The organism is Longimicrobiaceae bacterium (assembly GCA_035936415.1).
Lineage (GTDB): Bacteria > Gemmatimonadota > Gemmatimonadetes > Longimicrobiales > Longimicrobiaceae > JAFAYN01.
In genome coordinates this window covers 1-11609 of record DASYWD010000120.1, presented here as the reverse complement: position 1 = coordinate 11609, position 11609 = coordinate 1, and the positions used below count along the sequence as shown (strand labels likewise).

General features: G+C 73.8%; 13 protein-coding genes. 11 read left to right on the top strand and 2 right to left on the bottom strand.

Translation table 11 applies throughout. From position 1 onward, the window contains the following. Window positions 1–109 precede the first annotated feature (109 nt). Window positions 110–1246, bottom strand: a complete 1137-nt coding sequence (locus VGR37_04540) for an SDR family oxidoreductase (GenBank protein ID HEV2146664.1) — start codon at window positions 1244–1246, stop codon at window positions 110–112. Window positions 1247–1325: 79 nt separating this feature from the next. Here VGR37_04540 and VGR37_04535 point away from each other — a divergent pair, with 79 nt between their 5' ends. The 9 genes from VGR37_04535 (at window position 1326) to VGR37_04495 (ending at window position 9208) form a co-directional block, all read left to right on the top strand. Continuing rightward, the gene (locus tag VGR37_04535) at window positions 1326–1916 is read left to right on the top strand and encodes a TetR/AcrR family transcriptional regulator (GenBank protein HEV2146663.1); all 591 of its coding nucleotides are present in this window, start codon (window positions 1326–1328) and stop codon (window positions 1914–1916) included. A gap of 87 nt (window positions 1917–2003) precedes the next feature. Then, window positions 2004–4646, top strand: a complete 2643-nt coding sequence (alaS, locus tag VGR37_04530) for an alanine--tRNA ligase (protein ID HEV2146662.1) — start codon at window positions 2004–2006, stop codon at window positions 4644–4646. Continuing rightward, on the top strand, window positions 4643–4999 hold the full coding sequence (locus VGR37_04525) for a hypothetical protein (GenBank protein HEV2146661.1): 357 nt from the start codon (window positions 4643–4645) through the stop codon (window positions 4997–4999). Before alaS ends, VGR37_04525 begins: the two co-directional genes overlap by 4 nt. Further along, window positions 4999–5556, top strand: coding sequence for a hypothetical protein (locus tag VGR37_04520; protein HEV2146660.1), 558 nt, complete (start codon window positions 4999–5001; stop codon window positions 5554–5556). Before VGR37_04525 ends, VGR37_04520 begins: the two co-directional genes overlap by 1 nt. Window positions 5557–5563: 7 nt before the next feature. Next, window positions 5564–5989, top strand: a complete 426-nt coding sequence (locus VGR37_04515; GenBank protein ID HEV2146659.1) for a ferritin-like domain-containing protein — start codon at window positions 5564–5566, stop codon at window positions 5987–5989. Beyond that, on the top strand, window positions 5974–6744 hold the full coding sequence (locus tag VGR37_04510; protein ID HEV2146658.1) for an SDR family oxidoreductase: 771 nt from the start codon (window positions 5974–5976) through the stop codon (window positions 6742–6744). Before VGR37_04515 ends, VGR37_04510 begins: the two co-directional genes overlap by 16 nt. Further along, the gene (locus tag VGR37_04505) at window positions 6737–7744 is read left to right on the top strand and encodes an asparaginase (GenBank protein HEV2146657.1); all 1008 of its coding nucleotides are present in this window, start codon (window positions 6737–6739) and stop codon (window positions 7742–7744) included. The genes VGR37_04510 and VGR37_04505 overlap by 8 nt, the downstream gene beginning before the upstream one ends. A gap of 43 nt (window positions 7745–7787) precedes the next feature. After that, window positions 7788–8348, top strand: coding sequence for a DinB family protein (locus VGR37_04500; protein HEV2146656.1), 561 nt, complete (start codon window positions 7788–7790; stop codon window positions 8346–8348). A gap of 80 nt (window positions 8349–8428) precedes the next feature. Next, window positions 8429–9208: a carboxypeptidase regulatory-like domain-containing protein gene (locus VGR37_04495; protein HEV2146655.1), complete on the top strand. Its 780-nt coding sequence runs from the start codon at window positions 8429–8431 to the stop codon at window positions 9206–9208. Window positions 9209–9304: 96 nt separating this feature from the next. Here the strand turns inward: VGR37_04495 and VGR37_04490 are convergent, their stop codons facing one another. Beyond that, window positions 9305–9718 (bottom strand): hypothetical protein, encoded by a 414-nt coding sequence (locus VGR37_04490; protein HEV2146654.1) that lies wholly within the window; start codon window positions 9716–9718, stop codon window positions 9305–9307. Window positions 9719–9822: 104 nt separating this feature from the next. Here VGR37_04490 and nadE point away from each other — a divergent pair, with 104 nt between their 5' ends. Together nadE and VGR37_04480 are read left to right on the top strand one after the other, a co-directional pair. Further along, window positions 9823–10593, top strand: a complete 771-nt coding sequence (gene nadE, locus VGR37_04485; protein ID HEV2146653.1) for an NAD(+) synthase — start codon at window positions 9823–9825, stop codon at window positions 10591–10593. After that, on the top strand, window positions 10593–11609 hold a 1017-nt coding region (locus tag VGR37_04480; protein HEV2146652.1), incomplete at its 3' end, for a CCA tRNA nucleotidyltransferase. The genes nadE and VGR37_04480, both read left to right, overlap by 1 nt.

The window sequence follows — 11609 nt, the reverse complement described above, 5'->3', positions numbered from 1 at the left end:
AAGCGCCTCCCGCCCATGCCCGCGCGGGAGGCGCTTCTTTGGTGGCTGCGGCATCGGAGAGTTGGTCGTCGGCGGGGCTCCCCCTCCGAAATTCAAAAACTCGCTTCGCTCAGACAGCTTGAATTTCTCCGGGGGAGCCCCACCTCCTCCCGGCATGCGTCTCCGCGTCCGTGGCGGCGCGTGTGGCCAGCATCGCGGCGAGCCGCCGCGGATTGCCGTGGAGGACGTCCACCTCGCTGAGCGGAACCGTCCACAGGTCGTGCTCTCCACCCATGCGGACGCGGAGGGTCAGCCCGGCGCGGTCGGCCTGGAGGGTGGTGTCGGGATCGGCGCCGCGCTGCAGTAGCTCCTCGCGGACGGTGGCGACCAGCTTCTCCCAGCCGGCATCCAGCCGTGGGGCGAAAAAGCGTCCCCAGTGCGGGCAGCGGCCGTCGGCGTCCTCGAACTCGTACTCGTCGGAGAGGATCCAGGAGGCGTAGACGCCGCCGGCCTTTCGCCACACCTGCGGGTCCGCGGCGAGCGCCGCGACGGCGCGGCCCACAAAGAGAGGCGTCTCCGATTCCGCGAAGTACGGGTCCTTCTCGGCGGCGTCGCGCCAGTTCGACTCAGTCACGCCGAAGTGGTCCAGCATCGCCTCCGAACGGAGAAAGCCCGGGGTGACCGCCAGTGCGGTTACGCCGTGCGAGCGGAGCTCCTGGGCCATCCCGAAGGCGATGCGGATGGCGGACGTCTTCGCCAGGTCGTAGAAAAGGCTGCCACGGAAGCGCAGCGTGTCGCCGTCCGTGATCTCCACCAGGAGGCCGCTGCGCTGCTTCACCATCAGCGGCACGCCGTGGCGCGCGGTGATCAGGTGCGACCAGACGGCGCGCTCCTGCATCAGCAGCCCCTTCTCCATCGAATGGGTCCAGAACGGCCCGGGCTCCGCCAGCTCGTCGCCTCCCCAAACGTCGTTGACCAGCACGTCCAGGCGGCCCTGCTCCTCGCGCACGCGCTCGAACAGCGCGCGGACCTCGTCGTCGACGGTGTGGTCCACCCGCACCGGGATCCCCCGGCCGCCCCGCGCCGTCACCATCTCCGCCGTCTCCTCGATGGTCTCCGGTCGGCTCCCGGTGGCGGGGCTTCCCCGGACGCTGCGGCCTGTGCAGTACACCGTCGCGCCGGCTTCACCCAGCGCGCAGGCGATCCCGCGCCCCGCCCCCCGCGTCGCGCCCGCGACCACCGCGATCCTGTCGTGCAGCGGCTTCATTCGACCTCCCGGCCAGCATGGTTTCTAAACGACGGTTTAGCTGCTTGATTCTAAACGGCGGTTCAGCTATCGTCAAGCCATGTCTCCACGCCCTCGCTCCGCCACCGACGCGGAGATCTTCGCCGCCCTGACGCGGGTGATCGGCCGCCTGGGCCCGGCCCGCATGACGCTCGCCGACGTTGGCGCCGAGGCGGGGATCACCGCGGGCGCGCTGGTGCAGCGCTTCGGATCCAAGCGCGGCCTCCTGCTAGCCCTGGCCCGCACGGGGGTGGGCGGGGTGCACCAGCAGGTCGCGGCGATCCGCCGGAGGCACGACGGACCCCTCGCGGCGCTCCTGGACTTCGCCACCGCGATGGGGAGGCACGTGCACACCCCGGAGGAGCTGGCGAACCACCTCGCCTTCTTCCAGATGGACCTCACGGACCCGGACTTCCACGAGCCGGCGCTGGCGTACTTCCGGGCCGAGCGGGACGCGCTCCGGTCGCTGCTGGAGGAGGCCGTCGCCCGGGGGGAGCTGTCGGCAGCGGCGGACCCCGCGCGGCTGGCGGAGGCCGTCCAGGTGGCGACCAACGGCGCGCGGATGGTATGGGCCGTGGTGCGCGACGGGACGCTGGAGGAGCGGACGCGCGTTGCGGTTGAGATCCTGCTTGCGCCGTACAGAGCCGCGTGAGCCAGGAACAGCCCGCCTTGAGAACGCACCCTGCGGCGCGTTATGTTACCCCGCTTGCGACCGACCCCGACAAAGCCGAGACGCCTCATGCGCTCTGACGAGATCCGTTCCCGATTCCTGGACTACTTCGCGCGGCAGGGCCACGCGGTGCGCCCGTCGTCCGCGCTGGTGCCCGCCGACGACCCGACGCTGCTCTTCACCAACGCCGGGATGGTCCCGTTCAAGAAGGTGTTCCTGGGGATGGAGGACCCCGGCTTCCGCCGCGCCTCCACCTCGCAGAAGTGCGTCCGCGCCGGAGGGAAGCACAACGACCTGGAGCAGGTGGGGATCACCGCGCGGCACCACACCTTCTTCGAGATGCTGGGGAACTTCTCCTTCGGCGACTACTTCAAGCGCGACGCCATCCGCTTCGCCTGGGAGCTGCTGACGGAGGAGTTCGGCATCCCCAGGGAGCGCCTCTGGGCCACCGTGCACTACACGGACGACGAGGCGGCGGCGCTCTGGGAGGAGATCGCGGGGCTCCCCAGGGAGCGCATCTTCCGCCTGGGCGACAAGGACAACTTCTGGCAGATGGCCGACACGGGCCCCTGCGGCCCCTGCTCGGAGATCCACTTCGACCTGCGCCCGGAGGGCCGGCGCGGGACCGACGTGACCCGGGAGGAGTTCGAGGCGAGCGGCGAGCTGGGCGAGTTCCTGGAGATCTGGAACCTGGTCTTCATGCAGTACGACCGGGACGCGGACGGGACGCTGAACCCGCTCCCCGCGCCCTCCATCGACACCGGGATGGGGCTGGAGCGCCTTGCCTCCGTCCTCCAGGGGGTGCAGTCCAACTACATGACCGACCTCTTCACCGACGTCATCGCCACGGCGGTGGAGACGGTGGGGATCCCCTACGAGTACGACTCGCCGCAGGGCGTCTCGTACCGCGTGCTGGCGGACCACGCGCGCGCCACAGCCTTCCTCCTGGCGGACGGGGTCTTCCCCTCCAACGAGGGGCGGGGCTACGTGCTGCGCCGCATCCTGCGCCGGGCGGTGCGGCACGCGTACCTGCTGGGCCGCCGCGAGCCCACGCTGGTGCACGTGGTGGAGGCCGTGATCGACCGGATGGGCGTGGCGTACCCGGAGCTGCTGGCGCGCCGCGAGTACATCGTCCGCAACACCCGGGCGGAGGAGGAGCGCTTCCTGGCGACGGTGGACGCGGGGATGCGCCGCTTCGACGAGATCGCCCCGGAGGGCGGGAGCGGGACGGTGGCCGGGAGCGACGTGTTCCGCCTGTACGACACCTTCGGCTTCCCGCCGGACCTCACCGAGCTGATGGCGCGCGAGCGCGGCTACGGGGTGGACGTGGACGGCTTCGAGACCGAGCTGGAGGCGCAGCGCCGCCGCTCCCGCGAGGACCGCGCGGCGGCGGGGCTGGGGATGGAGGCGGACGCCCTCGCGGACGGCTGGACGACCGTGGAGGGGGCGGAGGGCGCGGAGCAGGAGTTCGCCGCGTACCGGGCCACCGAGCTGGAGACGGAGGTGCTCGCCTATCGGCTGATGGAGGACGGGCGGACGGCGCTGCAGCTCCGCGAGAACCCGTTCTACGCCGAGAGCGGCGGCCAGGTCTCCGACCAGGGGCACGTGTACGGCGACGGGTGGACCCTGAACGTCGACGAGGTCCGGAAGGTCTCCGGCCGCATCGCCGTGGTGGGGCGGGTGGAGGGCGACTTTCTGCCCGGCACGGTGCGGGCGCGGGTGGAGGAGCCCACGCGCCGCGACACCGAGCGCAACCACACGGCCACGCACCTGCTGCACGCGGCGCTCCGCTCCGTGCTCGGCGAGCACGTGCACCAGATGGGGTCGCTGGTGGCGCCGGACCGCCTCCGCTTCGACTTCGCGCACTCCGGGCCCCTGTCGCCGGACGAGGTGTCGCGCGTGGAGGAGATCGTGAACCGCGAGATCTGGCACAACCGCCCTGTGCAGACGCACCAGATGGGGTACCAGGACGCGCTCGGCCGCGGGGCGATGGCGCTCTTCTCCGAGAAGTACGGCGACGTGGTCCGGGTGGTGGAGATCCCGGGCTGCTCCATGGAGCTGTGCGGCGGCACGCACGTGCGCACCACCGGCCAGATCGGCCTCTTCCGCGTCGTTTCCGAGAGCGGGGTCGCTGCGGGGGTGCGGCGGGTGGAGGCGGTCACCGGGCCGCAGGCGTTCGAGCGCGTCCGCCGCGACGAGGCCACGCTGCGCGAGGCGGCGCGGCTCCTCCGTACCCGCGAGGAGAACCTCCTCCCGCGCATCCAGGGGCTGCAGGACGAGCTCCGCGACGCCCAGCGGGCGCTGGAGCGAGCCCGCTCGCTGGGGAGCGCCGACGTGGTGGGGCAGCTCCTGGCCGCCGCGGACGCGGTGGACGGCGTGCGCGTCGTCGCCGCCACCGTGGGCGTGGCCGACGCGGACGAGCTGCGCGCCCTGGGGGACCGCCTGCGCGAGCAGATCGGGAGCGGCGTGGCGGTGCTCGCGGCCATCCTGGGGGAGCGCGCCTCGCTCCTGGTGGTCGCCACGGACGACGTGATCCAGCGCGGCGTTCGGGCGGACCAGCTGCTCCGCGAGGTGGCCGCGCCGGTGGGCGGCCGCGGCGGCGGGAAGGCGCACATGGCGCAGGGGGGGATCCCCGACCCGGCTCGCGTGGAGGAGGCGCTCGCCCGCGTGATGGAGACGGTCCGTCCGCTCCTGGCCGGCGCGCCCGCGTGACCGCTGCCGAGCGGTGGGTCCGGGAGCGGCTGGCGGACGCCCCGCCCTCGCTCCTGGACGCCATGGCGGCCGCCCTCCCCGGGGAGGCGCTCCCCGTCCCCGATGCGCTGGCATCGGGGGCGCTGCGCCTCCTGGAGCGGGTGGCGCGGGGGAGCGGGGGGCGCGAGGACGCCCTCCCCCTCCTGGCCGCCGACGCGCTCCTGACGCACGCGTTCCAGGCGCAGGCGGAGGCGGATCCCGCCGGGATCGCGGCGCTCGCCGCGCGCTGGGGCGCCTCCGGGCGGCTGGGCGAGCTGGCCGCCCGGCTTCCCGCCGACTCGCTCCGTCCACCCACCACCGCACCGGTCCCGTGATGCTTTCCGCACGCCGCATCGTCGCCGCCGCGCTGGCGGGGATGCTCGCCCTGGCCGGGTGCTCGGACGGGCCCGCCGGGAAGTTCAGCGCCACCCTGGAGGGTCCGCTGGAGGGGGAGATCCGGGGGTACGCGACCTTCTGCCGTCGCCCGGACCGCGGCGACTTCCTGCTGGTGCTGGCGACGCAGCGCGACTCGGTCGCCCTCGTGCTGGGGCGCGACACCGCCGCCATCCCCGCGCCGGGGCCGTACGCGGTGGTGGACCGGGGGGACACGCTCGCCGGGGGGCGCTTCTGGGTGCGCCCGGAGCTGGGCGGGCTGGAGGCGACCGGATCCTACACGTTCACGGTGGACGAGGGGGAGGTGCGCGTCGTCTCCGCCGACTCGTCCTGGATCCGGGGGCGCTTCCGGGTGCAGATGATCGCCCGCGACACCGCCTTCCAGATCGACACGCTGACCCGCACCGTCCGCCGCCTCGCGACCGAGTGGGAGACGGTGCAGGGGACCTTCACCGCCGCGCGCGCCGAGCCCTGCGCCGGCCTCGCCGCCCGCCAGTAGCCCGACGATGCAGAACCCAACCGCCCCGTCCGCCGCGCTCACCGCGGCGCTGCAGGAGGCCCGCCGCGCCGAGAAGGAGCAGGCGCTCTTCTACCGCTCCCTCGCCGCCGCCGCGGAGGACCGTGGGGACGAGGCGCTCAGCGAGCGCTTCAACGGCCTGCACGCCGACGAGCAGCACCACCTTTCCCGGCTGACGGCCCGCCTCCTGGAGCTGGGCGCCTCCCCGGACGACGTGTCGGCGCTGCGGTCCGGCGAGCCCGACCTGGAGGGGTGGGAATCCGCCTCGCGGGAGCGGGAGGCGGAGGAGGTCCGTCGCTACGAGGCGCTCCTCGGCCTGGACGCCGACGGGGCCACGGAGGGCCTGCTGCGCGAGATCCTGGAGACGGAGCGGCACCACGCCGAGGAGCTGGGGGGGAAATGGACGCTGGCATGAGGCTGCTGGGGCTCGGCGGGAAGCGGGCCCTGGTCTCGGGGGGAACGCGGGGGGTGGGGCGCGCGACGGCGCTCCTCCTGGCGCGGGCGGGGGCGGACGTGGGGATCGGCTACCTGAACCGCCAGGAGGAGGCGGACCAGGCCGTCGCGGAGATCCGGCGGCTGGGGGTGCGGGCATTCGCGCAAAGCGGCGACCTGGCGACGCCCTGGGGGGCGGAGCTCCTCTTCGAGCGGGGGCTGGTGGAGCTGGGCGGGGTGGACGTGTTCGTGGGGAACGCCGGGATCTGGATCCCCGACGACGTGCGCATCGCCGTGATGACCGACGAGCAGTGGGCGCGCACGATGCAGGTGAACCTCACCTCCATCTTCAACACCGTGCGGCTCGCGGCGCGCTTCCTTTCCGACGGGGGGCGCATCGTGCTGGTGGCCTCCACCGCGGGGCAGCGGGGGGAGGCCTTCCACGCCGACTACGCGGCGAGCAAGGGCGCGGTGATCTCGTTCACCAAGAGCGTGGCCGTGGAGCTGGCCCCGCGGGGGATCACGGTGAACTGCGTCGCGCCCGGGTGGATCGACACGGAGATGGTGGAGCGCCCAATGGCGGAGCGCCGGGCCGAGATCGAGCGGGCCATCCCCCTGGGGCGCATCGCCACGGCGGAGGACGTGGCCGGGCCCATCGTCTTCCTCTGCTCGGCGCTGGCGCGACACGTCACGGGCGAGATCCTCAACGTGAACGGCGGGAGCGTCCTCTGTGGCTAGCGGCGGACGGCTCCCCCGCATCGCGCTGATCGCCACGGGCGGCACCATCTCCATGCGGCTGGACCCGGAGCGCGGCGGGGCCGTCCCCCGGCTCTCCGGCGAGGAGATCGTGGAGCTGGTCCCCGGGATCGGGCGCGTGGCCGAGCTGAAGGTGCGGGACTTCGGGCGCTTCCCGGGGCCGCACATGACGATCGAGCGGATGTGGGCGCTCCGCGCGGAGATCCTCCGCGCCGTGGAGGACGGGTTCGACGGGGTGGTGGTCTCGCACGGGACCGACACCATCGAGGAGACCGCCTACCTCCTGGACCGCTCCCTTCCCGCGGTGGTGCCGGTCACGGTCACGGGGGCCATGCGCAGCTCCTCCGAGCTCTCGTGGGACGGCCCCATCAACCTGATGAGCGCGGTGCAGGTGGCCGCCTCACCGGAGTCGCGCGGCCGGGGGACCATGGTGGTGATGGACGAGCGGATCGTGCAGGGCGCCGAGGTGGTGAAGACCCACACGGAGGAGTTCGGCACCTTCCAGTCGCCCAACTGGGGCCCTCTGGGAATCGTGGACAAGGGGCACGTCCTGTACTATCGCGAGTCGCGCCGCAAGCCCTCGCTCATGCCGGAGTCGCCGGTGGTGCCGGTGGACCTGGTGAAGACGGTGGCGGGGGCGGACTCCCGGCTGGTGGAGGCGTCGCTGGACAGCGGCGCCCGCGGGATCGTCCTGGAGGCGCTGGGGCGGGGGAACGTCCCCCCGGCCGTGGTGCCGGGGGTGCGGCGCTGGACGGAGGCGGGGCGGCCGGTGGTGGTCACCTCCCGCTCCCTCCGCGGGCGCGTGCTCGACACCTACGCCTACGCCGGGGGCGGCCACGAGCTGCGGGAGATGGGGGCGATCTTCGCCGACCACCTCACCGGCCAGCAGGCGCGCATCGAGCTGATGCTGGCGCTCGGCGCCTTCCGCGGCGACGTGGAGCGGATCCGCGACGCCGTGGAGGGCGGGCGGTACGACGAGTAGCGCCCGCCCTCCCTTTCTCTTCCCGCTCCTCTCGATCCCGACCATGACGAACCCGCTCGCGACACCCCCCGCCCCCGACGAGTACGCGTCGTTCTACGCCGGCTACGTGGCGCTCGCCGCGGCGGGTGGCGACGTGCCCGGTCTCCTCGCCGGCCAGCCCGCCGAGCTGCGCCGCCTCTGCGAGGGGCTGGATGAGGAGGGCGCGCTGGCCCGCTACGCGCCGGGGAAGTGGAGCGTCAAGGAGGTGGTGGGCCACCTGGCCGACACGGAGCGGGTGTACGCCTACCGCGCGCTGCGTGTCGGGCGCGGCGACGCCACGCCGCTCGCCGGCTTCGACGAGAACGCCTACGTCGCCGCCGCGGGGTCGGACCGGCGGCCGCTGGCGGAGCTGCTCGACGACTTCCAGGCGGCGCGCGCGGCCACGCTGGCGCTGCTCCGCGGGATGCCGGAGGACGCCTGGGAGCGCAGGGGCGTCGCGAACGAAGCGCCGGTGAGCACCCGCTCGCTCGCCTACGTCGCCGCCGGGCACGTGCGGCACCACCTGGAGCTGCTCCGGGAGCGGTACGGGCTCGGGCCGGGAAACACTCCGGGGGCAGCGGGGTAGACCCGCGCACGTACCGAAGCCCCTTCCGCCCGGGCCCATGCCGGGCGCGCAGCAACTCTTCCACGGATGGACACGATCCCATGCCGCACCGGATCCGAACCCTGGCCGCCCCGCTCGCTCTGATGCTGTGTGCGCTCGCCGCGCCCCCCGCGTGGTCGCAGCAGACGCCGCTGCCGCCTCCACCTCCGCCGGGGACGCCTGCGCCCGCGATGATCACGGTGGGCGGCGAGGTGCTCGACGCGCTCACGGGAGCCCCCGTCCGCGACGTCGTCATCAGCATCCCCGCGCTGGGCCGGAAGGTCCTCACCGACGCGCAGGGGCGGTTCGTGCTGAACGGCATCCGCTCGGGGACGCAGAAGTGGGTCGTGTCGGGGCTGGGGTACGCCCGCTGGGAGGAGGAGGTGGAGGCCACCGAGAACGGCGCGATGTTCACCGTGCGGATCCTCCCGCGCCCGGAGGTGCTGGAGGGGATCACGGTGGTCGCGGACCGCTTCCAGGTGCGCCGCGCGGCGGAGGCGCGGAGCGTGCGCGTGGTGGACCGGCAGGAGATTCTGGCCAGCGCGGCGCCCAGCGTCTTCGAAATCGTCGGCACCCGCACGGGGATCCGGCCCATGGCGTGCGGCGCCGGCGAGTCGGAGTTCAACTGCGCCACCGTGCGCGGGCGGACCGTGAGACCCGCGGTCTTCATCGACGACACGTACTCGCCGGCGGGGCTGGAGGCGCTGCGCTCCATGGCGCCCGAGGAGATGTTCCTGATCGAGTCGTACGGCGGGGGCCGGGCGATCCGCGTCTACACGACCTGGTACGTGGAGAAGATGAGCCAGTTCGGGAACCGCCTTCCGCCGCTGACCTGGTGGTGAGCCGGCGGGACGCCTCCCGCTCCCGGTCCGGAAACGCGAACGGCCGCCCCGAAGGGGGCGGCCGTTCGCGCATCGTGCCTCCAGCGGGGCCGGCGGCTACCTGGCCTCCAGGACGCCGACCTCCTCCCACTTGCGGAAGCAGTCGTACCCGAACTCGCGCGCGGCGCGGCCCTGGTCCGCGAAGCCGAAGTAGTCGCGCCACCCCTGCTGCTCGGCGCGCCAGCGGCAGTCCCAGTCGAAGTCGACCCGGCGCTCCTCGCCCCCGGCGCGGATCGTGGCCGTGCCGCGGAAGAACTCGCAGCCGCTGACGGCGTGGATCTCCACGCGCTCCACCGGGAGGTCGGCGTAGGCCTCCAGCACGCGGGTGAGCGTGCGCTCCACCTTCACCGGCGGGGACGGCTGGTTGAACGACACCCGCTCGCAGGGGCGCCCGTCCCGGAGGAAGCGGCCCACCGCCGCGCGGAACGGCTCGGTGGCGGCGGAGCGTTGAAGAAACGTCTGCAGATCCATAGTTTGCCGGGGCTGGAGGTGTCCATAAACATAACGGGACGGGGACGGATCGCCAACCGGCTCGCCCGTGCCCGCAGCGCCGCACGTTTCCCGGAGAAGACGCGATGCAGAAGAGCAGAGACCCCCGCGCCCTCGTCGAGGGCCTCACGGGCTGGATCCGCGAGCACGTGGAGCGCGCCGGGGCCACGGGCGCCGTGTTCGGCCTGTCCGGGGGGATCGACTCGGCGGTGGCGTGCGGCCTCTGCGCCCGGGCAATGGGCCCGGAGCGCTGCCTGGGGGTGGTGATGCCCATCGGCAACGTGCCGGAGGACGAGGAGCTGGGTCGGCTGACGGGGGAGCGCTTCGGGGTGCGGGTGATCGCCCCCGACCTCCTCCCGGCTTTCCAGGCGCTGGAGGAGGCCTTCCGCGCCGAGCGCGACGCCACCGGCCTGGAGCCCACCAGCCCCGAGGCCGCCGTGCTCGCCACCGCCAACGTCAAGCCCCGCCTGCGGATGACGACCCTCTACCACTTCGCCTCGCTGCTGAACTACCTGGTCGTGGGCACGGGGAACAAGGCGGAGCTGACGGTGGGGTACTTCACCAAGTATGGCGACTCCGGGGTGGACCTCCTCCCCCTGGCCGACCTCACCAAGACCGAGGTGCGGGCCGTGGCGCGGGAGTTGAGCGTCCCTGAGCGGATCGTGGAGCGGGCGCCCTCCGCCGGGCTGTGGGAGGGGCAGACCGACGAGGAGGAGCTGGGGATCACCTACGAGCAGATCGACCGCTACCTGGAGGAGGGGAGCTCCGGGAGCGCGGAGGCGGACGCCCGGATCCGCCGCCGCTTCCTGGCGAGCCAGCACAAGCGCGAGCTCCCGCCCGCGGCCCTGCTCGCGTGATGCCGTCCGAGGCCGCGCGCCCCGACCTGGGCGCCCCGCACGAGGTGGTCCGGATCGCCCGCGTGCTGGAGGAGGCGGGCTTCTCCACCTGGGCCGTGGGCGGCGCGGTGCGCGACGCGCTGGCGGGGCGCGCCCCCGGCGATTGGGACCTGACCACCGCCGCCCGTCCCGGCGACGTGCGGCGCCTCTTCCGGCGCACCATCCCGGTGGGGATCGAGCACGGGACGGTGGGGGTGCTGGGGAAGGACGGGCGGATGTACGAGGTCACCACCTTCCGCCGGGACGTGGAGACGGACGGCCGCCGGGCGAAGGTGCGGTTCTCCGACACGGTAGAGGACGACCTGGAGCGGCGCGACTTCACCATCAACGCCGTGGCCTGGCACCCGCTCACGCACGAGGTGCGCGACCCCCACGGCGGGATCGACGACCTGCGCCGCCGCACGCTCCGCACGGTGGGCGAGCCCGCGGAGCGCTTCCGCGAGGACCGCCTCCGCGTGCTCCGCGCCCTGCGCTTCGCCGGCCGCTTCGGCCTCCAGGTCGACCCCGCCACCTGGGAGGCAGCCCGCGCCACCGCCCCCCACCTCCCGGATCTCTCCCCCGAGCGCGTCCGCGAGGAGCTGTTCAAGCTGCTGCGCGAGGTGCACCGCCCCTCCGACTCGCTCCGCCTCTACGCGGAGAGCGGCGCCCTGGCCGAGCTCTACCCGGAGCTGGCCCGCTGCGTCGGCGCCCCGGACGCGGGCGGCGAGGACGTCTGGACCCACCTCCTCCGCACCGCCGACGCCCTCCCCCGGAGCCGCCCCCTCCTGCGCCTCGCGGCCCTCCTGCACGACGTCGGCAAGCCGCGCGTGGATCCGGGCGGCGACCTCGCCTACGCCGGTCACGCCGGGGCCGGCGCCGCCGCCGCGCGCGACCTGCTCCGCCGCCTCCGCTGCTCCAACGCCGAGATCGACACCGTCACCCACCTGGTCGCCCAGCACGCCGACCTCCCCGCCGCCGACGCCCCGCGGCCGGAGTGG

Excerpts from the sequence above, each read along its gene's own strand:
- VGR37_04540 (HEV2146664.1), bottom strand. The coding sequence starts at position 1,246 with ATGAAGCCGCTGCACGACAGGATCGCGGTGGTCGCGGGCGCGACGCGG.
- VGR37_04535 (HEV2146663.1), top strand. The coding sequence starts at position 1,326 with ATGTCTCCACGCCCTCGCTCCGCCACCGACGCGGAGATCTTCGCCGCC.
- alaS (HEV2146662.1), top strand. The coding sequence starts at position 2,004 with ATGCGCTCTGACGAGATCCGTTCCCGATTCCTGGACTACTTCGCGCGG.
- VGR37_04520 (HEV2146660.1), top strand. The coding sequence starts at position 4,999 with ATGCTTTCCGCACGCCGCATCGTCGCCGCCGCGCTGGCGGGGATGCTC.
- VGR37_04515 (HEV2146659.1), top strand. The coding sequence starts at position 5,564 with ATGCAGAACCCAACCGCCCCGTCCGCCGCGCTCACCGCGGCGCTGCAG.
- VGR37_04510 (HEV2146658.1), top strand. The coding sequence starts at position 5,974 with ATGGACGCTGGCATGAGGCTGCTGGGGCTCGGCGGGAAGCGGGCCCTG.
- VGR37_04500 (HEV2146656.1), top strand. The coding sequence starts at position 7,788 with ATGACGAACCCGCTCGCGACACCCCCCGCCCCCGACGAGTACGCGTCG.
- VGR37_04495 (HEV2146655.1), top strand. The coding sequence starts at position 8,429 with ATGCCGCACCGGATCCGAACCCTGGCCGCCCCGCTCGCTCTGATGCTG.
- VGR37_04490 (HEV2146654.1), bottom strand. The coding sequence starts at position 9,718 with ATGGATCTGCAGACGTTTCTTCAACGCTCCGCCGCCACCGAGCCGTTC.
- nadE (HEV2146653.1), top strand. The coding sequence starts at position 9,823 with ATGCAGAAGAGCAGAGACCCCCGCGCCCTCGTCGAGGGCCTCACGGGC.